Here is a 22,924-nt window from a genome sequence, read left to right on the forward strand (position 1 = left end):
GCTTTTATAGTACTTTGGTTTAATTTATCATTCAAAAAGCTGACCAATCACCCATAAATGATAAAAAATAATATTTTTTACGTTTGAGCTTTCCAGCAATAAAACATTGGACCTCCTGCCAATAGTTAGAGCCTCAATAAATCTGAAATTTGCTTTCATATTAACCCAATAAAATACAAAATGAGCAAAACAATTTTAATTACAGGAGCAGCAAGTGGATTTGGTAAAATAGCAGCTTTTGATTTAGCAAAAAAGGGTCATCATGTAATTGCAACAACGCAAGTATATCCCCAAATGAGTGATCTGATAAGAGAGGCTAAAGAACAAGGGGTAGAAATGACCGTGGATAAGTTAGACGTCACCAACCCCAGAGATATTGCCTATATCTTAAAGAAATATGAAATTGATATTTTGATCAGTAACGCAGGCATTATGGAAGGTGGTCCTATCGCTGAACAACCTTTAGATCTGATCCGGTCGATGTTCGATGTGAATGTCTTCGGAGCTTTGGAACTTGCACAGGGATTCATCAAAAAATTTGTTCAGAAGAAAGCCGGAAAGATTGTATTCACTTCTTCAATGGGAGGCTTATGGACGGTTCCTTATGTTGCTGCATACTGTGCTTCAAAACACGCATTGGAATCAATAGCTGAAGGTCTAAAAACAGAACTGGAACCTTTTAATATCAAAATAGCAACCTGTAATCCGGGGGTATTCGGAACCGGATTTAATGACAGGGGAGTAGATTCTATCAGCCGTTGGCATGATTCCAAACTAAACTTTACGCCGGAATCTGCTTTTGCGGGAGCAACAGAATCACTGGCCCATCAGTTAGATCCTCAGTCTATGGCTGATGTCATCGTCAATGTAACTTTAGATGAGGATAGTAATTTTAGAAATTTACACCCTAAAGAAACGGAAGATTTTGTAAAGCAGTTACAAACTGAAGCCTGGTATGTAAAAAGTTAAAAAACACAGTCTACTCATAGAATGCGTGAATACTTTTTTTCACGCATTCATTTAATTTAAATAAAAAAATATGAATATTACTTATCATGAAGCAACCAAGGTTTTAAATGCATCTATTGAAAAAGCAAAACTTCTTGGGATTCCCGTAAGTCTGGCTGTTGTAGATACGGGAGGGCATCTGATTTCTTTTGCCCGATTAGACAGTGTATACGGAGTGATTGATTTTGCTCTTAAAAAAGCAAAAACAGCAGTGATGTTTGGTGTTGACAGTGATGTAATGGGATCCATTGTATCCGGTGCAGAAGTCCATGGATATGGCATGCTGAATTCAAATGATGGCCTTCTTACCATTGCCGGAGGTGTTGTGATCAGGAATACTGAAGGAAATATTATCGGTGCTGTTGCTTCTTCAGGCGGTACACCGGAACAGGACAAGGAAATTGCAAAAGAAGGTGCTTCTGTTATTTTTTAAATTTTGCATATTTGTATAATGGCTGCACAATCTGAAATATTATTTGATCAACTGGTGTATTCATGTGCCTTTGAAAAGCATAGAGGCCATGAAGAATTTATACCGGATCATTTTCTAGGGATTCAACTTTCAGGTGAAACCCATGCTTTTCATGATCAGGGGAAGACTGTTATTAAGGCGAATACGGTGGTTTTGGTTAAAAAGAATCAACTGATCAGAACGATAAAGTATCCTTCTGAGAATGCCCCATACCAATTTATTTCTATTACCCTGGATCAGGAAGTCCTGCAACAATATGCTGCAGAAAATAATATCGCAGCAGATGGAATATTTCAGCCTAAACAGAAAATATTTTTTGAATCGGATGCTTTCTTTTCGAATTATTTTATCTCGTTGATCCCGTATGTTGACAAAACAAAGATCATCAGCTCCAACCTTGCCATCTTAAAAGTTAAAGAAGCTATTGAATTGATTTTACAGAGCAAACCTCATTTCAAAAACCTACTTTTTGATTTTTCTGATCCTCATAAAATAGATCTAAAAGAATTCATGAATAAAAATTTTATTTTCAATCTATCAATAGAGACTTTTGCCAAACTTACAGGAAGGAGTCTTTCAGGATTTAAACGGGATTTTAAGAAAACGTTCAATATGTCACCCAAAAGATGGCTTAAAGAAAAAGATTGGAGGAAGCTTATTACCTTATTAAACATCAGGATAAAAAGCCTACTGATATTTATCTTGACTTGGGATTTGAAAATCTTTCTCATTTTTACTCTTCATTCAAGGAAAAATTCAGGGTTACAACTTCTGAAGTATAATAGGAATTTATCTTTTATGATTTTAGAACCACTCTGTAAAGCAAAACTTTGAAACCCAAAACAAAAAGACAAGATGAACTGCTTATTACAGTTGATCTTGTCTTTATTATAAATTGAGGAATGATTTTCTGTTTTATAAATCTAAGTATCTATTTTTCAAAATCATAAAAATTGATTCCCACTTCTTCATCCCTTACTTTCACCATTTTTGTCGCCAAAGGATAAAAAATAAATTCTCCGGCGCCACGGATCTTAGCATCCAAAAGATGTCCGGCTAATGCCGTATAGTCTTGTCTTCCTAAAGTGATATGCAAATGGAGTAGTGGCTTATCATTTAATACAGAAACATTTCCGGAAATATTGGAAACTTCCATTTGTTCATGAAACGTTTTATCAACGTAGTTTTTGGTAGAAGGTACAAAAAACCGGAGCGTTGCTTCACTTACAGCACCTATTCCTGTTATCTCGCCGGATTGGATTTTTTGCTCATTCACAAAATCTGTCAATGCATCAATGATGCCCGACCTGTCTTTTACACTGACTACATAGATCGTATCAACTTTTTTTGCCGTCCAGTTTTTTCCTTTAAATATCTCTGTTTCCATATGATTTGATTAATAAGTGAATCTTCTAATCGGCGAAAAAGCAAAATTGCTAAAGGGCGAAACTGTTAAACTGTTAATTTGTAAAATCGTCAATAAAGTACTCGTTAACAGCTGATTCTACGGTTTTACAAATTAGCGATTTTGCAATTTTGCTTTTTCGCCTACCCAGGACTTCTGCTATTTCTTCAGATAATTGATAATCCCAATGACATCATCTTTCCCAAATCCTTCATCATGAGCTGATTGATAGGTGTCAATTAATGTTTTCGATAGCGGATAATCTGCCCCCGCTTTATTAGCCAGAAGAATATCTTTTAACATCAGATCCAAAGCAAATGCCGGTTCATAATTATCGTTTACCAATAAAGGTGTTTTTACTTTTGTAGCACCACTTCCGCTGGCGCTCTCATTAATGATATCCAGCATATCTTTACGATCGATTCCTAGTTTATCTGAAAACAATATAGTCTCAGCGAGACCTTGGTAAAGCGCAGATATAAAATAGTTTACTGATAATTTTGCAGCAATTCCTTTTCCATTTTCTCCCAAATGTCTGATCGTTTTTCCTAGTTTTTGCAGGTAAGGTTCGGCACGCAACAGGTCTTTTTCACTCCCTCCGGCCATAATAATTAATGTTCCTTCTGCTGCAGGCTTGGTACTTCCGGCAACTGGGGCATCAATAAAGCCTGCTTCTTTTATTTTAACTGCAGAAGCAATATCATTGCTCGCTTCGGGGGAGATCGTACTCATATCTACGAATAGTTTTCCATGAATATTTACCATGAAGATCTCCTCATATACTTCCCGTACTGCTGTATCGTTAGTCAGCATGGTAAAAACAATATCACTGTTTTCTACGAGTTCTGAAACCTTGGTATATACCGTTGATTTCTCTTTAAAATCATTAGCCTTTTCTACAGATCTATTGTATACCGAAAGAAAAAATCCTGCTTTTTCTAAATTCTTTGCCATAGGATGCCCCATATTTCCCAATCCTATAAATCCTATTTTTGTATTTTCCATGCTTATCTAAATATTTGTATTAATAGTTGATAGTTGAAAGTTGAAAGTGGAGAATTGAAAATTAAAAATTAGATATTAGAAATAAATTTTTTACTCCTAAACCCGCACCCCGAATCTCGAAACTCGGAACTTAGAACTTCTCACTTTCCACTTTCAATTTTCAATTTTTCATTTATCTATCAAATTTACGAATTATAAAATACAGAACATCATCTCGATCCCCAAAGCGGTAATTTTGGTTGTTAATACAGTAATCTGTATAAATGATTTAAACCATTTTCTAAAAGCTATTAAAATCTTTCTAAACTACTGCATATTTTAACTTTCTTATCCCGCAATTTTTTATAACCAAAAAACTTACTGAACTTTGCAAAAAAGATAAGCATAGATAAAATGAAGATCGTAAACGTTGAAAAATGGAACAGGAAAGAGCACTTTGAATTTTTCTCAAAAATGGCGAGCCCATACTTTGGTTTCACTGCTGAAGTAGATTGTACAAAAGCATATGAAACAGCAAAAGCAAAAGGCTGTTCTTTTTTTGCTTATTACCTTCATAAGTCGATGGTTGCGGTAAATTCTGTAGAAGAGCTGAAAATGAGGATCGTTGACGATCAGATTGTAGTTTTTGATGTCATTGATGCAGGAAGTACAATTGCAAGAGCAGACGGAACTTTTGGCTTTTCTTATATCCCTTTTTCAGAAAGCTTTGATGCTTTTAGTACTGAATTACAAAAGGAAGTTCAGGCTGTACAGAATTCCTCAGGATTAAGATTAAATACGGACACCGTAACTAAAGCCCTGATCAGACATTCTACGATTCCATGGAATTCTTTCAGTGCATTGCTCCATCCTACCAATTTTGATAAAACTGAATCTATTCCCAAAATTACTTTTGGAAAATACAGCATTCGTGAAGGAAAAAAACATTTACCCGTTTCTATCGAAGCTCACCATGGTCTGGCGGACGGTCTTCACCTTGCGAGATATTTTGAAGAATTTCAAAGACAGTTAGATCTTTAAAAAATATATTTCCTTATTGATTCCATAAATTATAGATTTAGTTCTAACAACTGGAAATACACTTAACTTCATTAATTCTATCATTAAATTTGAAACAAAACTTAGTCTGCAGATGAACACTTCTCCTGGCATTTCACGAACTGTAATCTGGCTGATGGCCATTATTTCCGGACTGGTAGTCGCCAATAACTATTATAATCAGCCTTTATTAGCCCTTATTTCTGACGATCTCCATATTTCTGAAGGGGCAGCAAGTAAAATTTCCGTTCTTACTCAGGTCGGATATGCTTTAGGTCTTTTATTAATAGTACCACTGGGAGATAAATTTCTTCGCAAAAAACTGATCCTGATAGATTTATTTCTCGTCTTTGGTTCTTTGTTATGGATGACCTTTGCAACTCAGTTATGGATGTTATATGCAGCCAGCTTATTGATTGGAATGACTTCTGTGATTCCACAACTTTTTGTGCCTATTGCAGCAGAACTTTCGTCCGATGAGGATCGATCTTCTAATATCGGAGTGGTTATGTCCGGTTTATTGATGGGAATTCTGCTATCCCGTTTTGTCGGAGGGATTGTTGGAGAAATTTGGGGCTGGCGGGCGATGTTTGGTATCGCTGCTTGTGTCATGATTTTGGTTTGGATGGCCGTTTACAAAATGCTGCCGGATCTATTGCCTAATTTTAAAGGAACATATAAGGAGCTCATGCAGTCTGTATTTCATTTAGCTAAAACACAACCTGTTTTACAGCTCGCCTCTTTTCGTGGTGCGATGGCTTTCGGATCGATGTGTGCTTTGTTTACCACATTAGCCTTCCACATGGAAAAGCCTCCCTTCAATGCAGGTTCATCTGTTGTAGGAAGCTTTGGACTTGCAGGAGCTGTAGGTGCATTGGCCGCTGCTAAAGTTGGAAAGTTTCAAAAGTTCATGGACATTAACCGGATCATATTGTATTCACTTTTGATTGTTTTGGGAAGCTGGGCATTTACCTATTTCGCAGGGGAAACTTACTGGGGATTGATTGTGGGGGTCATTCTTGTTGATTTGGGAGTACAGTCCAGCCATATTATGAATCAGACGAATTATTTTCTGATTAAAACGAATGCGGTAAATCGGCTGAATACCGTATACATGGTTTGTTACTTCATTGGAGGCTCACTGGGAACATGGCTTGCTTCCATTGCCTGGCATTATGCACAGTGGAATGGAGTATGTTTTGTGGGAGTTAGCTTCGGACTTCTTGCTTTAATTGCTCATCTATTATTCAATAAAAAAGTGAATTCTGAATCCTAGCTTTGTCATTCATCAATCACATAAGAGGTATTGATCAATGCTATCATTTATAAGTGTAATAAATTTTATTACATTAAAAATATGTAGTAACTTTGTATCATTAAAATACATCAACAGAAATACAATGAAAATAGAAATTTGGTCGGATGTTATGTGTCCGTTTTGCTATATAGGAAAGAATAATTTTGAACAGGCACTTGAAAAATTGCCTTTCAAAGACCAGGTAGAAGTAGAGTGGAAGAGTTTCCAGTTGGATCCTACATTAGATCCTGCTGAAACTAAGAACACAATGACTTATTTTAAAGAGAAAAAAGGATTTCCAGATGCTCAGGCTGCGCAAATGATGAACCAGGTAACGCAAATGGGTAAAAATGCCGGAATTGATTTTAATTTTCAAACGGCCTTAATCACCAATACCTTTGCTGCTCATAAACTTCTGCACTTATCAAAAAAATATAATAAATCCAATGAAATGGAGGAGGCATTGTTTATCGCTCATTTCATTGATGGGAAAAATGTAGGAGATCCTGATACTTTGGCTGCGATTGCAGACTCTGTGGGTATTAATAAAGAAGAAGCAAAAGAGGCTGTAACTTCTGAGGAATTTACTCCTGAAGTCAATGAAGATATTCAGCAGGCAAGAAACAACGGGATTACGGGTGTTCCTTTCTTTGTTTTAAATGGTAAATATGCCGTTTCAGGAGCTCAGCCTGTTGACGTTTTTGAAAATGCGCTTCAGCAAACCTACAAGGAAACAGTTTCTCCATTTCAGAATCTTTCCAATGGAGAGAATGCTTGTGGAGAGGATGGATGCAGTATTTAGTACTTAGAAAATAATTGAATTGCATTATATGGGAAAACCCTGAAGAATTTCTTCAGGGTTTTCTTTTGTATTTGTAATTTTATGAAATCATTCTTTATGGTGATTATATAATAGTCAATGCAAATTCAGTTTTATCAGCCTGTCAATCCTATTCTCAGAAAATATATTCAGGGATATTATTTTATGTCCAAAGATGAATCTGATCATGCTTTAAGATATCTTACATTTCCCAATAACTTTTTTATTCTATCAGCTTGTCAAAATGCTACCGTAATTCAATACGAGAATAAATTAGAAATTTTCCAATCTTCTGAGGAAAACTTAGATATTGATCTTGTTTCACGTTGTATCAGTTCAACTGAAATATATTATGAGCAGCCTATCAATGAAATTACAGTTTACTTCAAGCCTTTAGGTATATATCATTTCTTTAATCATGAAAACAGTGCACTTCTTCAAAATGAAATAATCTCCTCTGATTTCCCGGGAGTAATGACCTCTATTCTCAACGAATCAGATACAGCCATTCAAATAGAAAACCTGGAAAATTACTGGCTTTCAAAGTTTAAAGAAAAGAACTTAGATTCCGTACAAAATATCATTCATGATCTTGAAGCTGATTGTAGTATTGAAGAGATTGCTGAAAAAAATGGGATAACCCGCCAATACGTTAACAAGCTTTCTAAACGCTATCTGGCTAAATCTGCTTCTGAATACCGAAAAGTCTATCGTTTTCGAAAAGCATTAATTCAGAATAAAGAAATGAAAAATTTCACCGAATTGTCTTATGAAAATCTGTTCTATGACCAGTCTCATTTTATCAAAGATTTTAAAGAGCTAACCAAAATAACTCCCACCCACTTTTTTAAGAAAGTGAATACTGATCAAAATAATATCTGGCTGTTTATTTAGATGAGTTTCCTTTTTTACAATTCTCACTTTGCATTCAAAGGTATTTTTGTAATAAATTAAATTTTAACTCATGAATAAAATACTCATTCTTGTCCTCTCATTATATTCTTTATCTTCTTTTTGTCAGAACACAAATGGTCCGGTCATAAAAGAAATGGTAGAAAAAATCAAAGACCATTATGTAGATAAAGATCTTTATAAAAAACTGGATGCTGAATTTCAATTAAAAGATTTTGAATCTCTCAATGGAAAAAATCTTGCCGAAGAACTTACAAAACAATTAACAAAGATTTCTCAAGACCAACATTTTTTTGTAAAATACCTTGAGAATTATACACCTGAAAAGCAAAAAAATGCACAGGAAACATTAGAATCTAACAATTTTCATAATAGTCTTGAGAATTTTGGCTTTGAAAATGTTCAAAGATTAGACGGAAATATTGGTTATATTAATTTTAAAGGATTTGCTGAGCCCAACTCAAGTTCGAAAACATTAGAATCTGCCATGAATTTTGTTGCGAATACCAATTCTCTGATTATTGACCTGAGAGAAAACAGAGGTGGAGATAATGGGATGCTTCTATTATTTTGCAGTTATTTCTTTAAGGAGAAAACCAATTTATATTCCACCTATTTCAGAGATAAAGGAAAAACAGTAGAAAATAATACAGAATCGAAAGTTTCCGGTCAAAAATACCTTAATAAGAAAGTCTATATTCTCACCAGTAAATACTCTTTTTCAGCTGCTGAAGGATTAGCTTATTTTCTAAAAGCATATCAATTGGCACAAGTTATCGGTGAAAATACCGGCGGAGCAGCCAATCCTGTAGATGAATTTATAATTGCAAATAAGTATCTCTTAGTAGTTCCTGTCGGTAAAATAACGGCAAAGATAACTGGAGGGAATTGGGAACATGTAGGTGTGAGTCCGGATATAAAAACAACTTCTAAAAAAGCTTTCGAGGCAGCACATCTTTTGGCTCTTAAAGATATTTTAAAAAATAAAATTCAAACAGAATTAAGTGAAAATGAACTGGAAAATCTTATTCGTCAATTAGAAAAAGAATGATAGCAAATATTATTTAAAATAAAAATCCTTCCTGAATTTTCAGGAAGGATTTTCTATAAAAATTTAAATCTAGACTACCTAGAAGTGGTTAAAGTTTTTCCCCAAATGCTCTTCTATAACAAAGAAAGGGTCCTCTTTAAGGGTATGGCCCCTCATATCGATAAGGCTTACTTTGCTCATCATTCGAAGCATGATTCTTCGTTCACATTGATGCTCCACACCATTAATATTCCTCACTCCGGCACGGAAAGCTGACCTTCCATGCGCACATAAATGATTATTAACAATAATAACATCTCCTGATTGGGGAGTAAAATCTGAATAAATCAAATCTTTTGCTTCCTGCCAGAATTTGCTCAATGCATGATGGGCAATATCCGTCTGCTTGATATCAGGATTAAATAATTGCTCGGCAGCATCAAACCTCATAAATGGCAACTCTTTATTTCCATATAGAATAGCATCTAAAGTATCTATTTCATCTGCTTCATTTTGCAAGTTGGCATCTTTAGGAATTTTAAAGATCGGATCAAACAAAGGCCTGTACTCGTCATGAATCGTTTCGTGTGAACGAATCGAATATAGGGTAGAAGGTACCTGCTCTTCGTTACGGATGTACATAAAGCTTAAATAATCTGCCTGATGTTTTAGAAAGGCATCTTCTGTATGTACATATAAATCGGTTGCTGATCCAGACCCAGTCTGGGTTTCACGCATTTTCTCATCAGGAATGATCGCATGGATCAAACCACCTCCTTTACGCTGCGAATAATATTGTACAGGCTTAGAGGGAAGAGCTCCATGTAATAATGCACATGCAAACCCATATTGGTTAAATTTTGAATAATCTGCCGATTGCCAATTGGCAGGAGTAGTACCAATTTTTTCCTGATCGATATCGAAAAGACCTTGAAATATAAGGGCTCCATATTGATCTTTGGAAAAATCGCTGGCAAACGATGCTAAGACTTTTAATAGTCTTTCCGGTAGAAAATATGATGCAAGTTGATGAACCTGCATTACAAACTCCCTATTTTCGAAAGTTTCATATTTTCTTTCAAGATGATCTACAGCATCCTTGATCATCTTACGCTCACTATCTGTAATTTCAATGGCTACAGGAAGTACTCTTTCCATAGTCAAACTGCTTTCTTCAAGAATTTTTAGAGAATTCATTAAAAAAAATTTTGTGTTAGGATTAAATTATTATATTTGTTTTTAATTATTCTAAATAACAATTGCGTTGTCAAATTTATGAATTTTTAATTAAGTACCAAATAAAAAATGCAAAAAAATAAAACTTAACGTATTGATTACGAGATAGATGAACTATGTCTTTTAGAAAACTAAAACTCCACAATTTTTTCAATCAACGTTATAAATAAATATATGAACAACGAAATTTTGCCTCACGAGGAAGTGATAAATGACACTTTGAATCACTTTTCGGGGAAATTTGAAAATATTTTTCATCAAGATAATTATGATCATTATCGTTCCGCAATTCATGATACTTTAGATCTTGTAGGAACATTTCTTCATAGAAACGACAAACCATTTAGCGGTATAGAAGCTAAAACAATGAAAAAGAAGGTTGAGCACATCGATCTTAACCAAAAACTCTCTTCTTATGAAGAGTTATTAAATGAAGTAGATGATATCTACGTACAGCATGCAACAGCTTTTCATCTTCCTCAATATGTTGCCCATCTCAATTGCCCTATCGTAATTCCTGCACTTGCAGGAGAAATCCTTGTCAGCGCGATCAACTCTTCACAGGATACTTATGACCAAAGTGCCGGTGGTACTTTTATGGAAAGAAAACTGATCGACTGGACTGCAGAAAGATTAGGGTATAATACCAATGATAGTGACGGAGTTTTCACAGCAGGAGGATCACAAAGTAACCTGATGGGATTAGTAATGATGAGAGACTGTTTTTCTCAGAAAAAATTAAACCATAATATTAAGCAGGATGGTCTTCCCCCTGAAGCCAGCCGTTTTAAAATTTTCATCTCGGATAAAGCCCATTTCAGCAACTCTAAAAATGCTTCGATCATGGGACTTGGTGAAAAATCAATTGTAAAAGTTCCTGCCGATAATGAGTTCCGTATGGATATTACTTTGCTTCAAAAATATATGAAGCGGGAAATTGAAATGGGAAATATTCCTATCGGAATTATAGCAACTGCGGGAACAACAGATTTTGGTAATGTAGATCCTTTAGAGGACATTGCCAATATAGCAGAACAACACAACATTTGGATGCACGTGGATGCAGCATATGGATGTGCATTGCTTTTAAGTGCTAAATACCGCCATTTATTAAATGGTATCGAAAAAGCCGATTCCGTAACTATTGATTATCATAAATCATTCTTCCAGCCAATCAGCAGCAGTGCTTTTATCGTTAAAAATAAAAGAGAATTGCGAATCCTTAAACACCACGCAGATTATTTGAATCCTGCAGAAATGGATGAGGAGGAAATTCCTGCGCAAATTAATAAATCCATTATACAAAGTACCCGCAGATTTGATGCATTAAAACTATGGTTCACTTTAAGAATGATGGGACAAGAGCAATTGGCAGAATATACTGATCGAGTGATTGATCTTACAAAAGATGTAGCCGAAATGATCACTGAAGATCAGGAATTTGAATTATTATCTCATACAGATCTAAGTGTATTGGTATTCCGTTATTTAAGATCTGATATCGAAGATTTAAACGCAATGAATTTACACATCAAAATGAAACTCTTCTACAGTGGAGAAATTCTTGTGGCAAGCACTAAAGTTGATGGTCAGTTCTATCTCAAATTTACTTTCCTGAATCCTATTACAACAACAGAGGACGTTCACCAAATTTTAAATACAATAAAGAAACATGGAGAAGACTTTGGAACAACAAACTAAGTTGACGGAAAAAGCACACAAAATTACAAGCAGAATTCTGTTAAACGGTATGCTTCGGGAACTTGGGAATGGTAAATTTTATGAAGGGACTCCAAAATATGATGTACTAACTGCTAAAGCACTGGAAAACAGTGATTATTCTTTACACCTAAGATTTGAATTAAAGAAGAGTGAACTCTTTTTATTTGCTCCTGTTTCTTATCGCTCCGAAAGTGCATTTCATGATTATGGAACGTCTTTATGGGCAGTTGATCATAAAAACCGAACTGTTTTTGAGGTAGACATCGATCAGCTGATCGTATTTGTTTATACAGAGTTTTCTGAACAATTTTCTGAGCAGGGGCTTGTATTGTTTGCTACAAGAATTCAAAGCAGCTGTAGAAACCTTGAATTGATAATGGAGGCAGGATCACAGGAAAATGATGCTTTAACGTATTCTTTTTTGGAATCTGAGCAGAGACTTCCTGTAGGACATAATCTCCATCCTTTTACAAAAGCAAGAATGGGATTCTCAAAAGAAGAGCAGCTTCTCTATGGTCCGGAATTCAATAAAGGAATTCAGCTGGAATATTTTCTGGTACACAAAAGTTGTGTTAAAGAAAACTCTGTTTTAGAAATTCCATATCATGAATTCTTGAAGAGCGTTGTTTCCCTACCTGAAGATCTGGAACAAAAATATCTTAAAGAAGACGAAAAAATCTCTGACTTTTATACCGTTCCATGTCATCCGTGGGAATCAAGTTATCTGCTATCTACTGAAGATGGTGCTGAAATGCTAAAAAACCGAACCCTGATCCACATTGGAGTATTGGGTGAAGATTTTTATTCTACCTCTTCTATCAGAAGCATGTACAGCCAGAATATTCCCTGGATGCCTAAGTTCTCTCTCAATGTTCTTTTAACGAGTTCGATAAGAATAAATACGGAGAAAGATTTAAAAAGAGGATATGCGTCGGCTTTATGGCGCCAACATGCAGCTTCTGCATTTGAAAAAGAGTTTGATCAATTCAAACTTCTTCTGGAACCGATAACATTAGGAGTCTATCATCATCATAAAAATATAGATAGCCTTAACCTGTTGATTCGTGAAAATCCATTCTTACCAGAAGATAAAATAGTATTGTTAGCAAGATTATGCCAGGATGAACCGGCGGATACGCAAACTTTCCTGCAAAGATTTTTTAAAGACGTTTCAGATCATTTAGAAGTAAGTCTGGAAGAGTCGATCATTATTTGGTTTGAGAAGTATATTGAATTACTGATTGATCCTTTAAATCATTTATTCGCTCAGTACGGAATGGCTCCGGAGGCACATCAGCAGAATCTTCTTATTCAATTGGATGATCAGCTACTTCCACAGACACTTTTTGTAAGAGACGCGCAAGGATATCTATTGAGAGAAAGCACAAGAGAACAGTATGCTGATCTTTCAAAAACTTATCCGGAAATTACTGATCTTTTCATTAAAGATGAACGTCTTTTGGATATTATTTCACATCATCTTTTGGTAAGTAATCTGGCAGCATTGATCGCTTCACTAGGTAAAACGGGATGGATACATGAAAGAAAACTGATCAATATTCTATATAAAGAATTTGAATATCTTCATAATACCAACCCTTCTGATCTTACAACGTATGCTTTAAAGAACCGTTATTGGTTAACAAAATCAAACCTTCAGTCAGCGATTCTAGATGTAAATGGTGGAGTGAATGCTTCTGCTATTTCTTATGCTAAAGTTCCGAATCTTCTTCACAAATATTTCTTCTCAGACCAACTGATCAATCCGAAAGGAGAGGAGATCGTACTCAGACGCTATTTTGAGAAAGAAGATGTTACCATTACAATGCGTCCGATCAATCTTGATGAAGATCTTGAAATGCTTCATGAGTGGTTTAACAGGGAGCATGCTGTAAAAGTGTGGCAAATGAACTGGCCGATTGATGAACTGGAAACCTACTATCGCTTAATGCTACCAAATGATGAAGGACATAGTTATATCATATTAAGCAATGATGAACCTTCATGTAATATTGAAGTCTATTGGCCGTGCAAAGATATCGTAGGAGACTACTATGATGTACTGCCTACCGATTATGGAACACATCAATTCATCGCTCCGACAGATCCTAAGAAAAAATATGTTTCTCCATCCACACAATCGATGGTAGATTATGTATTTGCTCAGCCACAGGTTGGAAAAATGGTTGGTGAAGGCTCTGTGGATTCTCGCGCATCAATGATGAACAAAGCACACGTCGGTTTCAAAGTAGACAAGGTAATTGAAATGCCACACAAAACAGCCAATCTTAATTTCTGCTACAGAGAATGGTATTGGGAAAAATTCCCGCAAAACAAAGATGTACAAATCACTGCAAAAATTGCTAAACATGACTAATGAAACAATATATAATGTAATTGGAATAGGTATCGGACCTTTCAACTTAGGGCTGGCTGCTTTATCTAATCCGATTTCTGAATTAAAAACACTTTTTCTTGATCAAAGAGATGGCTTCGATTGGCATCCGGGTTTAATGATCGACCATGTGACATTACAGACACCATTTTTGTGTGACTGTGTGTCAATGGCAGATCCAACAAGCCCTTTGAGCCTTTTGAATTATTTAAAAGAAACAAACAGGTTGTATAAATTCTTTATCAGAGAGGATTTCTTTATCCCCCGTAAAGAATATAACCGTTATTGCCAATGGGTAGTAAGCCAGCTGCCACAGTGTCGTTTCTCCACTCAGGTGGTAGATATCATCTATGAAGATGGTCTTTATCTGATTACCACACTTCATACCAAAACAAAGGAAGCAGTAGTTTATAAAGCGGAAAGACTGATTCTGGGAACAGGAACTCAGCCTCATATTCCTTCTTTTATACCGAAGGAAGATTCTCGTATTCTTCATACTAGTTCTTATTTATACAGAAAAGAAGAACTTTTGGCTAAAGGAAAAAAAATAGCAGTGATTGGTTCAGGGCAAAGTGCTGCAGAGGTATTTTATGACTTGCTTCAAAGTCGTAACGAAAATACTGAATTAGGCTGGTATTCCCGTCCGGATCGATTCTTCCCGATGGAATATGCAAAACTGACTTTAGAACTTACTTCTCCTGATTATGTAGATTATTTTTATAGCAGAGATGAATCGGCTCGTAAAACCATTTTAAGCAAGCAACAAGCTCAGTTTAAAGGAATCAATTATGATTTGATCAACCAGATCTATGATTTTATTTATGATCTGAATATTGATAATGCTGATCCAAAGCTTACGATTATTCCAAACAGTCAGCTGGATCGAGTAGACAATACGAATCCTGATCGTCTGACCCTGGAATTCACACAGAAAGAACAGGAAATTCCTTATGAGCAGGAAGCCGATTATCTGGTGATAGGCACTGGATACCGTTATCATGAACCGTCTTTTTTAAAGAACATAGAATCAAGAATTAAAAGAGATTCGAATGGTTTGTATTCTGTTAACAGAAATTATTCCATAGATCATAATGGTGGTGAAATTTATGTACTCCACGCAGAAGTACATACCCACAGCTATATCTCTACCGATTTAGGAATGGCGGCTTACCGTAATTCTTACATCATCAACGATATTCTGGGAAGGGAGCATTACAAAATTGAAAAGAAAATTGCTTTCCAGGATTTTGACGTCGAAAAATATTCTTCTATACCAACAACTGCCCACATTTAATACCTATTATGAACAACACATTAAACAATACTATAATTAGCCAGGAAAACTGGAAACAAGCTAACATCGATCTAATGGCTAAAAGCATTGCAGAATTAATGCATGAAGAGCTATTGAAACCAATCGCTGATTTTGAAGATGACAAAGGATATACTGTATTCAGACTGGAAACAGGAAATGAAAATATCACATATAGTTTCCGTGGTCAGAAAAGATTGATGGACTATTGGCATATTGATAAAAACAGTATCAAAAGACATGAAAATGGGAATATAAGCTCATCCATTGATGTTCCTCAATTCTTTTTGGAAATGCAATCGGTTTTTGACCTTGATTCCAATACATTAGCCCGATATACAGAGGAACTTTTGCATACATTATACTGTGATGCGCTAATTTTATCTTCCGGGACTATGTCTTCAAAAGATCTGGCATCAAGTAATTACCAGACCGTAGAACATCAAATGACAGGACATCCATGGGTGATCGTTAATAAAAGCAGATTAGGATTTTCTCCAACTGATCTTGAAAAATTTGCTCCGGAAGCGAATGAAAATTTAAAAGTTCTTTGGCTTGCCGCACACAAAGACAGATCTTCTTTCCATTCGTTAGAACATATTGATCAGGAAGCGTTCTACAATTCTGAAATTGGTACTGAATTATATCAGAGTTTTAAACAAAAACTGAGTGATGAAGGGAAATCTATTCAGGATTATAATCTCATTCCAGTACATCCTTGGCAGTGGGAACATAAGCTGAAAATTCATTTTGCAGGGGATATCGTTTCAGGAATTCTTATTCTATTGGGAGAAGGAAATGATGTTTACAGTCCACAGCAAAGCATCCGTACTTTATTTAATACTGAGCATCCTGAAAAAAGATATTTAAAAACTGCAGTTTCTATTTTAAGTACAGGAAACATTAGAGGACTATCTCCTAAACAAATGCAAATTGCCCCATCGATTACGGATTGGGTAAAAGGATTGATAAAAGGAGATTCATATCTTGAGAACAAAGGAACGATCTTCTTAGGAGAAGAAGCTTCAATTGCTTATTTACATCCTCAATACGGATCGATCGCCAATGTACCTTATCAGTATAATGAATTCTTAGGAGCTCTATGGCGTGAAAGTGCTGATTCTTACTTAAAAGAAGATGAGGAAATGTTCACCATGGCTTCATTGCTTTATGTAGATAAAGAGGGTGTTCCATTAGTTCAGGCTTTTGCAGAAAAAGCAGGGATCAGCATCACAGAATGGATCACTAACTATCTTGAAGCATACCTTACTCCTTTACTTCATATCTATTATACACACTCTCTTTGTGTAACACCTCACGGAGAAAATATTATGGTAGTACTGAAAAACGGCGTACCACAGAGAATCGTTATTAAAGATTTTGTGGATGATATTGTTTTAACTGCAGAAGCAAGAGAGAACCTTCCGGATCACCTGGCAGATGGATTGATACAGTCTTCAAACAAAGAAAATGTACCATTATCAATTCTTTTGGGAGTCTTTGATGCATTTTTCAGATACCTGTCTAATGTTCTGCATACACACTCAAACTTTAATGAAGAAGCATTCTGGACTCTTGTTCATGATTGTGTAGAAAATTATAAACAACAAAACACCCATTTACAGGAGCGATATGAAAAATATGACTTGTATGTTCCTACATTCAAGAGATTCTATATCAACAGCCTGCGTTTGAAAAACAACGGGTACAGCGAAAACAAAGCATTTGCTATTCCAAGAAAAGATGGGGCATTACCGAATCCTTTATATCAGATAGCCAATAAAAATTCGGTCGCGACAGTATGAGAAAGTTTCTGCATCTTGTAAAAGAAGGCTCCGTATTTGCGTACGGAGCTTTAGCCGGAAAAAAAATCGAACTGACTACTGGAAGTATCAACCGTTCTATCTTCAGCCTGGCCATTCCAATGGTGATGGAGCTTGTGATGGAATCTGTTTTTGTGAGTATTAATCTTTTAATTATTGCAAAGCTTGGAGATAAGGTTCTTGGACTTGTAGGGATTACTGATAATTACATCACTTTTGCTAATGCTATTGCCATTGGATTGGGGATAGCTGCCGCAACATTGATTGCAAGGAGAGCAGGGGAAAAAGATAAAGAAGGGATGAGCCGGACTGCCCATTATATCATATTGCTGGCTGCAGGCTTTGCTCTATTAATAGGTGGCCTGTCATTTATTTTCGCCTCTGAGATCATCAGTTTCCTTGGTATCAAACCGGATATTGTGACTCATGGATTGCTTTTTTCCAAACTGGTATTTTTAAGTATCGGATTGGTTATCCTTCGTCTTTCTATTAATGGATTGTTCAGGGGAGCAGGAGATGCAGCACTAGCCATGCAATCCCTTTGGTTATGCCATATTTCGAGTATGGTTTTTGCCGTGATTTTTGTATTCGGAATTGGTTTTATTCCTGCTTATGGATTAATGGGACTAGCTTATGCTACTGTATTATCCCGATTACTGGCAGTATTATATCAGTTCTTTATTCTCCTTTCAGGTAAGACCAGCATCAATATTCTGGTGAAATTTCATTATGATCTGCCTTTAATCAAGAAAATACTGAAAATTACTTTTGGGGGATTGGTTCAGTATATTATTCCGGCGTCAAGCTGGCTGATTATGGTTAAAATTATTGCAACCTTTGGTACTACTGCATTGGCAGGATATATTATTGCACAAAGGATCGCTTCGGTAGCAACCATGCCTGCCTGGGGAATAGGAAATGCTGCTGGAGTTCTTACCGGGCAGAATTTAGGAGCAGGAAACCCTGACCGGGCAGAAAAAACAGTATGGAGAGCCGGAGGTATCAATATGACCTATCTTGTAGCAGTTGCGCTATTCTGGCAGCTGGCAGCAGAACATGTGGTCACTTTTTTCACCAAAGAATCAGAGGTTGCCAGATATGCAGTACAATACATTCATGTGGTATCTATGGCCTATCTCTTATTAGGATTTACAATGGTGATCAGCCGTGCCCTTAATGCAGCCGGAAATATTATGCAGGTAACCCTGCTGTATATGATCATGTTCTATGTGATTCAGCTTCCTTTAGCTTATCTCCTTGGGGTAAGGTTTCACTGGGAACTGAAAGGAATATTTACAGCTATTGTTTCTTCGGAAATAGTACTGGCTGTCTTATTTCTAATGATTTTCAAAAATGGTAAATGGAAAACTATAAAAATTTAAAATGAACACAACAGAAGAATTTTATGAAATAATTGCTTCCGCAATTGCTATAAAAAAAGAAATGGTAGACGAAAATCTTACGTATCAGGAAATCCCTGAATGGGATTCTATGTCTCACCTTCTTATTGTAGAGGCATTGGAGCAGTTCTATCAGATAAAGTTTGATTTTAATGATATCCTTGAAATGGGAACTGTCGGCAAAATCCGCGCAAAAATGAAAAAATACGATGTACTCGTAGAAAACTAAGTATATGAAAATTTTAGAAAATGTAATTGCTAACAGAAGCCTCTCTTTCACAGAGGCTTCCAGCGGCAAAAGTGTACCGATCGGAACACTGTACCGGTCATTAGGCCTGAATCCTGTAGAAAAAGGATTGATATTTTTATACAACGACAATCAATTGTCCAGTATTGAAGTACTCCTGAATTTTTATGGAACAGCCCATGCTATTGCAGTTTTAGGACAAAAGTTACATACGGACTTCAAAGAGCGTATTGAAGCTGAATACCGTCCTAAATATATTTTTGATCCTTCCAGAGAAGAAGTTCAGGGATATTTTTTAAAGGAATTCTCGGAAACGGTTAAAATCTTTGTTAAAGAAGATTACAAACCCGAAGTTACGATTCATCCGGAAATTAAGATCCTTTTAAGTACTTCAGGAACGACAGGAGTTCCGAAGCTGGTCAAACTTTCTGATGAAAACCTTTATCAGAATGCCATAAGTATTCTTCAATACATGCCCATTCTGGAAACAGATGTTGTCCCGCTGAACGTACCGATTAATTTCGTGTACGGATTTTCTATTTTTACCACCAACTGTATGAAGGCCGGTAAAATAGTTTGTACAGACAAGGACATTATGCAGAAGGCATTCTGGGATGAAATGGAAGAATATGGATATAGCACCTTAGGAGGTGTTCCCTATCTGTATGAAAATCTGAACAGGATAGGATTCTTCAGAAAAGACAGCAAAAGCCTAAGATATATGACTCATACAGGAGGTGTTATCAATGGTGAATTGAGAAAAACGATCTTCAATTACTGTCATGAATTTGAAAAACAATTCTTTGCCCAATATGGACAGACAGAAGCGGGAGGAAGAATGGCTTACCTGACTACAGAAGGACTTCTTGAAGAAGAAACTTCTATCGGCACCCCTGTACAGGGCGGAAGTTTTCAGATAGACCCTGAAACAGATGAATTGTTATTCTTACATCCAAGTATCTGTGGTGGTTATGCTAATAAGCTGGAAGATCTTTCTACCTACGAACCGTCTTCAGTTCTTCATACAGGAGATACAGGAAGGAGAGGAGAAAACGGATTATATTACATCACAGGAAGAATAAAACGAATTATGAAACTTTTCGGAATTCGTCTCAACCTGGATGAGGTTGAATTTATCCTTAAGAATGAGCTGGAGGGAAATACGTTTGTGTGTCTTAATTCCAATGATAAAAAGATCATTGTTCTTTATGATAACAACGAAATCGATCCTCAGATCCTTAAAGATACCATTAAAAATAAACTTCGTATCAATCCACAATACGTACATACTGAATATATAGAATCATTTCCTCTATCTCAAAACGGAAAAATAAATTATCCCCTGTTACAAAACTTACAGCATGAAAAAATCTAGAACCCTTATATTATTTTTATTTCTTACCAGCTTTCCAATGATTGTTTCTGCTCAGCAGAGTGAACGTGTCAATGGTAAGATCATGCTATCTGATAAAGCGCCTATAAAAAATGCACTTTTAAGATTAGTGAACACACCATATCAGGCAAAAACCAATAATTCAGGAGAATATTATTTTGAAAATGTGCCACCCGGAGAATATACGCTTCAGGTGGTTTTGAACGATATTGAACTTACGCGAGAAACCATCCGCATTGAGAAAGATGTCTATGAAATCCCTGTTATTTATGCAGCCGTAGAGAACAACGTCATTGAAGGAATTACAGTATATGCAGTAAGTAGAAATAAATTCCTTGATAAGGACAGTACTTCAGTTGCTAAAATGCCATTGAAAAATTTAGAAAACCCTCAGATGTATACAAGCATCAATCAGCAAATACTGAAAGAACAGCTTGTATATGATGTTTCTGAGGCATTAAAAAATGTTGCAGGTGTTGCAAAAATGCAGGGAAGTCCGGGAAGAGCTGGAGATGGAAGTTTTTATTATAATTTGAGAGGATTTCCTACCAGAATTTCTATGGTAGATGGAGTTCCTGCTACGACCAACACAGAAATTGATCCTGCAGATATCGAGCGTATCGATGTGATCAAAGGTCCTTCCGGAACATTGTATGGTGGTGCAGTTAATTCCTTTGGAGGATTAATTAATGTGGTAACAAAAAAGCCAAAAGACTATTTCGGGGGTGAAGCATCTTATCTTTTGGGCAGCTATAACCTTAACCGTGTAACAGCTGATGTATATGGGCCGATCACAGATTCCAGGAAAACTTTATTCCGTTTGAATGCTGCCTACCAATACCAAAATGGATTCAGGGATTCAGAATTCAGAAAATCGATGTTTGTAGCTCCAACATTCAGTTATCAGGTGAATGACCGATTAAAGTTCAATTTAGGTGCACAGATTTACACCTATGAAGGAACAAATACTCCGATCATCTTTTTGCCAAGAAACAGAGCATTCATTGCAAGAACTCCGGATGAGCTTGGATACGACTGGAAAAAGTCATATTCAAATAACGATATGAGTTTAAAAGCACCTTCAATCAATGTAAAAGCTGAGATCAATTATAAAATTTCTGATAACTGGAGTTCACAAACTTTAATTTCAAGAAACTATAGAAAAACAGAAGGATTGTACCAGTATCAATTCATGAGAGGAGATACTGATAATATTTTAGAGCGTAATGTACAGTGGCAGAATGGAGAAGGAGCGTCTACCAGCTTTCAACAGAACTTTAATGGGGAATTTAAAATAGGAGAAATCAAAAATAAACTTCTTATCGGATTAGATTATTTAAACCAATCTTTAAATAATAACCTTTCTCCAATCGTTGTATATGACAGGATTGATGGTAAGAATCTTAGTGCACCAGTGGGAGGAGCTGTGACAGGGACATATGGCAATATTTCCAGAGATTTGGCATTACAAAAAATTCAAACTTCTACAGCCCCTTTAGTAAGAAATACAGCATCCTCTAATATTTATGGAGCATATGTTTCTGATGCGGTTTATATTACGGACCGTTTGGTTGCCTTGTTAAGTTTACGTTTTGATCATTATGAAAGTAATGGACAGCTTGACCTGAACAAAAATATTAATTCGGGAGAATTCAATCAGAATGCATTGTCTCCAAAATTTGGTTTATCATATCAAATCCTTAAAAATCATCTATCAGCATACGGTAACTATATGAATGGTTTCAGCAATGTAGCTCCGGTTGCACAGCCACTTGCAGATTATAGCGGAGATTTCAAACCGCAGAGATCTAATCAGTGGGAAGTAGGATTCAAAGGAAATCTTTGGAGAAATAAAGTCAATTTTACAGTAGGATATTATGACATCTTGGTTAATAATATGTTAAGAGCAGACGTTGTAAGTATTAATGGACAAAACTATAATATCACGATCCAGGACGGTGAACAGAGAAGTAAAGGTCTCGAAATCGAAACAATCCTGAATCCGATTCAAGGACTGAATATTATGGCTGGATATTCCTACAACGACAGTAAGTTTGTAAAAGCTGCTGCTTCCGTAGATGGTCGTCGTCCATCATCTTCAGGTCCGGCTAATGTGTTTAATTCATGGATCAGCTATATACTTCCAATCAATGGACTTCAGGGATTAGGTGTAGGTTTTGGAGTGAACCGTGTGGGTGAACAGATCACAGTAGATAATGCAACTACCGGACAGTTTATATTCCCTGCATATACTTTAATTAACGCTTCTGTTTCTCTTGAAAAAGAAAGATACAGATTAGGATTTAAAATGAATAATTTAGGAAATGCTCAGTATTTTTCAGGGCAGGGTGTTGTAGTAGCCCAAATGCCTCGTAACTTTGTTGCTGAGGTTACGCTTAAGTTTTAATA

The 22,924-nt window shown here is 36.0% G+C and carries 19 protein-coding genes and 1 pseudogene; 17 read left to right on the plus strand and 3 right to left on the minus strand.

The genetic code is table 11. The annotated features are described in order from the left end of the window. Positions 1-180: 180 nt before the first annotated feature. From CEY12_RS03385 to CEY12_RS22555, 4 genes and pseudogenes are all read left to right on the plus strand, one after another. Positions 181-969, plus strand: a complete 789-nt coding sequence (locus CEY12_RS03385) for an SDR family oxidoreductase (protein WP_089026349.1) — start codon at positions 181-183, stop codon at positions 967-969. A gap of 70 nt (positions 970-1,039) precedes the next feature. Continuing rightward, positions 1,040-1,441: a GlcG/HbpS family heme-binding protein gene (locus tag CEY12_RS03390; protein ID WP_089026350.1), complete on the plus strand. Its 402-nt coding sequence runs from the start codon at positions 1,040-1,042 to the stop codon at positions 1,439-1,441. Positions 1,442-1,459: 18 nt separating this feature from the next. Next, positions 1,460-2,059 (plus strand): annotated as a pseudogene (locus tag CEY12_RS22825) (AraC family transcriptional regulator); the annotation flags it as partial. Between the two features lie 65 nt (positions 2,060-2,124). Beyond that, positions 2,125-2,262 carry a helix-turn-helix domain-containing protein gene (locus tag CEY12_RS22555; protein ID WP_228409780.1) on the plus strand — a complete coding sequence of 46 codons (138 nt, stop codon included), beginning with the start codon at positions 2,125-2,127 and terminating at the stop codon, positions 2,260-2,262. Between the two features lie 149 nt (positions 2,263-2,411). Here CEY12_RS22555 and CEY12_RS03400 read toward each other — a convergent pair whose 3' ends face one another. Next, positions 2,412-2,867: a PPC domain-containing DNA-binding protein gene (locus CEY12_RS03400; RefSeq protein WP_089026351.1), complete on the minus strand. Its 456-nt coding sequence runs from the start codon at positions 2,865-2,867 to the stop codon at positions 2,412-2,414. A gap of 177 nt (positions 2,868-3,044) precedes the next feature. Then, on the minus strand, positions 3,045-3,890 hold the full coding sequence (locus CEY12_RS03405; protein WP_089026352.1) for an NAD(P)-dependent oxidoreductase: 846 nt from the start codon (positions 3,888-3,890) through the stop codon (positions 3,045-3,047). Positions 3,891-4,283: 393 nt separating this feature from the next. Between CEY12_RS03405 and CEY12_RS03410 the strand changes: the two genes are divergently transcribed. The 5 genes from CEY12_RS03410 to CEY12_RS03430 all read left to right on the plus strand — a co-directional run bounded on the left by CEY12_RS03410 (position 4,284) and on the right by CEY12_RS03430 (position 9,008). After that, positions 4,284-4,910 carry a chloramphenicol acetyltransferase gene (locus CEY12_RS03410; protein WP_089026353.1) on the plus strand — a complete coding sequence of 209 codons (627 nt, stop codon included), beginning with the start codon at positions 4,284-4,286 and terminating at the stop codon, positions 4,908-4,910. Positions 4,911-5,022: 112 nt separating this feature from the next. Then, entirely contained in the window at positions 5,023-6,204 is a 1,182-nt protein-coding gene (locus CEY12_RS03415; protein ID WP_228409781.1) for an MFS transporter, read from the plus strand. Between the two features lie 124 nt (positions 6,205-6,328). After that, positions 6,329-7,027, plus strand: coding sequence for a DsbA family protein (locus CEY12_RS03420; protein WP_089026355.1), 699 nt, complete (start codon positions 6,329-6,331; stop codon positions 7,025-7,027). 117 nt (positions 7,028-7,144) lie between these two features. Continuing rightward, the gene (locus CEY12_RS03425; protein ID WP_089026356.1) at positions 7,145-7,939 is read left to right on the plus strand and encodes a helix-turn-helix domain-containing protein; all 795 of its coding nucleotides are present in this window, start codon (positions 7,145-7,147) and stop codon (positions 7,937-7,939) included. Positions 7,940-8,009: 70 nt separating this feature from the next. Next, the gene (locus CEY12_RS03430) at positions 8,010-9,008 is read left to right on the plus strand and encodes a S41 family peptidase (protein WP_089026357.1); all 999 of its coding nucleotides are present in this window, start codon (positions 8,010-8,012) and stop codon (positions 9,006-9,008) included. A 78-nt stretch (positions 9,009-9,086) separates the two neighbouring features. Here CEY12_RS03430 and CEY12_RS03435 read toward each other — a convergent pair whose 3' ends face one another. Beyond that, positions 9,087-10,184: a TauD/TfdA family dioxygenase gene (locus CEY12_RS03435; RefSeq protein ID WP_089026358.1), complete on the minus strand. Its 1,098-nt coding sequence runs from the start codon at positions 10,182-10,184 to the stop codon at positions 9,087-9,089. Positions 10,185-10,397: 213 nt separating this feature from the next. Here CEY12_RS03435 and CEY12_RS03440 point away from each other — a divergent pair, with 213 nt between their 5' ends. Genes CEY12_RS03440 through CEY12_RS03475 form a run of 8 tightly spaced genes read left to right on the plus strand, consistent with a single transcriptional unit; the run spans position 10,398 to position 22,922 of the window. Then, entirely contained in the window at positions 10,398-11,924 is a 1,527-nt protein-coding gene (locus CEY12_RS03440) for a pyridoxal phosphate-dependent decarboxylase family protein (protein ID WP_089026359.1), read from the plus strand. Beyond that, positions 11,896-14,322: a GNAT family N-acetyltransferase gene (locus tag CEY12_RS03445; protein ID WP_089026360.1), complete on the plus strand. Its 2,427-nt coding sequence runs from the start codon at positions 11,896-11,898 to the stop codon at positions 14,320-14,322. The genes CEY12_RS03440 and CEY12_RS03445 overlap by 29 nt, the downstream gene beginning before the upstream one ends. Next, a complete protein-coding gene (locus CEY12_RS03450; RefSeq protein WP_089026361.1) occupies positions 14,315-15,634 on the plus strand; it encodes a lysine N(6)-hydroxylase/L-ornithine N(5)-oxygenase family protein in 1,320 nt (439 codons plus the stop codon). Before CEY12_RS03445 ends, CEY12_RS03450 begins: the two co-directional genes overlap by 8 nt. An 8-nt stretch (positions 15,635-15,642) precedes the next feature. After that, a complete protein-coding gene (locus tag CEY12_RS03455) occupies positions 15,643-17,457 on the plus strand; it encodes an IucA/IucC family protein (protein WP_089026362.1) in 1,815 nt (604 codons plus the stop codon). After that, complete coding sequence (locus CEY12_RS03460; protein ID WP_089026363.1) at positions 17,454-18,857, plus strand: MATE family efflux transporter; 1,404 nt, start codon at positions 17,454-17,456, stop codon at positions 18,855-18,857. The genes CEY12_RS03455 and CEY12_RS03460 overlap by 4 nt, the downstream gene beginning before the upstream one ends. Before the next feature lies 1 nt (position 18,858). Further along, complete coding sequence (locus CEY12_RS03465; protein WP_089026364.1) at positions 18,859-19,104, plus strand: acyl carrier protein; 246 nt, start codon at positions 18,859-18,861, stop codon at positions 19,102-19,104. Between the two features lie 4 nt (positions 19,105-19,108). Further along, entirely contained in the window at positions 19,109-20,497 is a 1,389-nt protein-coding gene (locus CEY12_RS03470; protein ID WP_089026365.1) for an AMP-binding protein, read from the plus strand. Further along, a complete protein-coding gene (locus CEY12_RS03475) occupies positions 20,484-22,922 on the plus strand; it encodes a TonB-dependent receptor (protein WP_172821003.1) in 2,439 nt (812 codons plus the stop codon). The genes CEY12_RS03470 and CEY12_RS03475 overlap by 14 nt, the downstream gene beginning before the upstream one ends. The last annotated feature ends 2 nt before the right edge of the window (positions 22,923-22,924 follow it).

Source organism: Chryseobacterium sp. T16E-39 (genome assembly GCF_002216065.1).
Classification (GTDB): domain Bacteria; phylum Bacteroidota; class Bacteroidia; order Flavobacteriales; family Weeksellaceae; genus Chryseobacterium.

What these genes read in the sequence shown, in the direction of transcription:
- CEY12_RS03385 (WP_089026349.1), top strand. Translation starts at nt 181, where the DNA reads ATGAGCAAAACAATTTTAATTACAGGAGCAGCAAGTGGATTTGGTAAA.
- CEY12_RS03390 (WP_089026350.1), top strand. Translation starts at nt 1,040, where the DNA reads ATGAATATTACTTATCATGAAGCAACCAAGGTTTTAAATGCATCTATT.
- CEY12_RS03400 (WP_089026351.1), bottom strand. Translation starts at nt 2,867, where the DNA reads ATGGAAACAGAGATATTTAAAGGAAAAAACTGGACGGCAAAAAAAGTT.
- CEY12_RS03405 (WP_089026352.1), bottom strand. Translation starts at nt 3,890, where the DNA reads ATGGAAAATACAAAAATAGGATTTATAGGATTGGGAAATATGGGGCAT.
- CEY12_RS03410 (WP_089026353.1), top strand. Translation starts at nt 4,284, where the DNA reads ATGAAGATCGTAAACGTTGAAAAATGGAACAGGAAAGAGCACTTTGAA.
- CEY12_RS03415 (WP_228409781.1), top strand. Translation starts at nt 5,023, where the DNA reads ATGAACACTTCTCCTGGCATTTCACGAACTGTAATCTGGCTGATGGCC.
- CEY12_RS03420 (WP_089026355.1), top strand. Translation starts at nt 6,329, where the DNA reads ATGAAAATAGAAATTTGGTCGGATGTTATGTGTCCGTTTTGCTATATA.
- CEY12_RS03425 (WP_089026356.1), top strand. Translation starts at nt 7,145, where the DNA reads ATGCAAATTCAGTTTTATCAGCCTGTCAATCCTATTCTCAGAAAATAT.
- CEY12_RS03430 (WP_089026357.1), top strand. Translation starts at nt 8,010, where the DNA reads ATGAATAAAATACTCATTCTTGTCCTCTCATTATATTCTTTATCTTCT.
- CEY12_RS03435 (WP_089026358.1), bottom strand. Translation starts at nt 10,184, where the DNA reads ATGAATTCTCTAAAAATTCTTGAAGAAAGCAGTTTGACTATGGAAAGA.
- CEY12_RS03440 (WP_089026359.1), top strand. Translation starts at nt 10,398, where the DNA reads ATGAACAACGAAATTTTGCCTCACGAGGAAGTGATAAATGACACTTTG.
- CEY12_RS03445 (WP_089026360.1), top strand. Translation starts at nt 11,896, where the DNA reads ATGGAGAAGACTTTGGAACAACAAACTAAGTTGACGGAAAAAGCACAC.
- CEY12_RS03450 (WP_089026361.1), top strand. Translation starts at nt 14,315, where the DNA reads ATGACTAATGAAACAATATATAATGTAATTGGAATAGGTATCGGACCT.
- CEY12_RS03455 (WP_089026362.1), top strand. Translation starts at nt 15,643, where the DNA reads ATGAACAACACATTAAACAATACTATAATTAGCCAGGAAAACTGGAAA.
- CEY12_RS03460 (WP_089026363.1), top strand. Translation starts at nt 17,454, where the DNA reads ATGAGAAAGTTTCTGCATCTTGTAAAAGAAGGCTCCGTATTTGCGTAC.
- CEY12_RS03465 (WP_089026364.1), top strand. Translation starts at nt 18,859, where the DNA reads ATGAACACAACAGAAGAATTTTATGAAATAATTGCTTCCGCAATTGCT.
- CEY12_RS03470 (WP_089026365.1), top strand. Translation starts at nt 19,109, where the DNA reads ATGAAAATTTTAGAAAATGTAATTGCTAACAGAAGCCTCTCTTTCACA.
- CEY12_RS03475 (WP_172821003.1), top strand. Translation starts at nt 20,484, where the DNA reads ATGAAAAAATCTAGAACCCTTATATTATTTTTATTTCTTACCAGCTTT.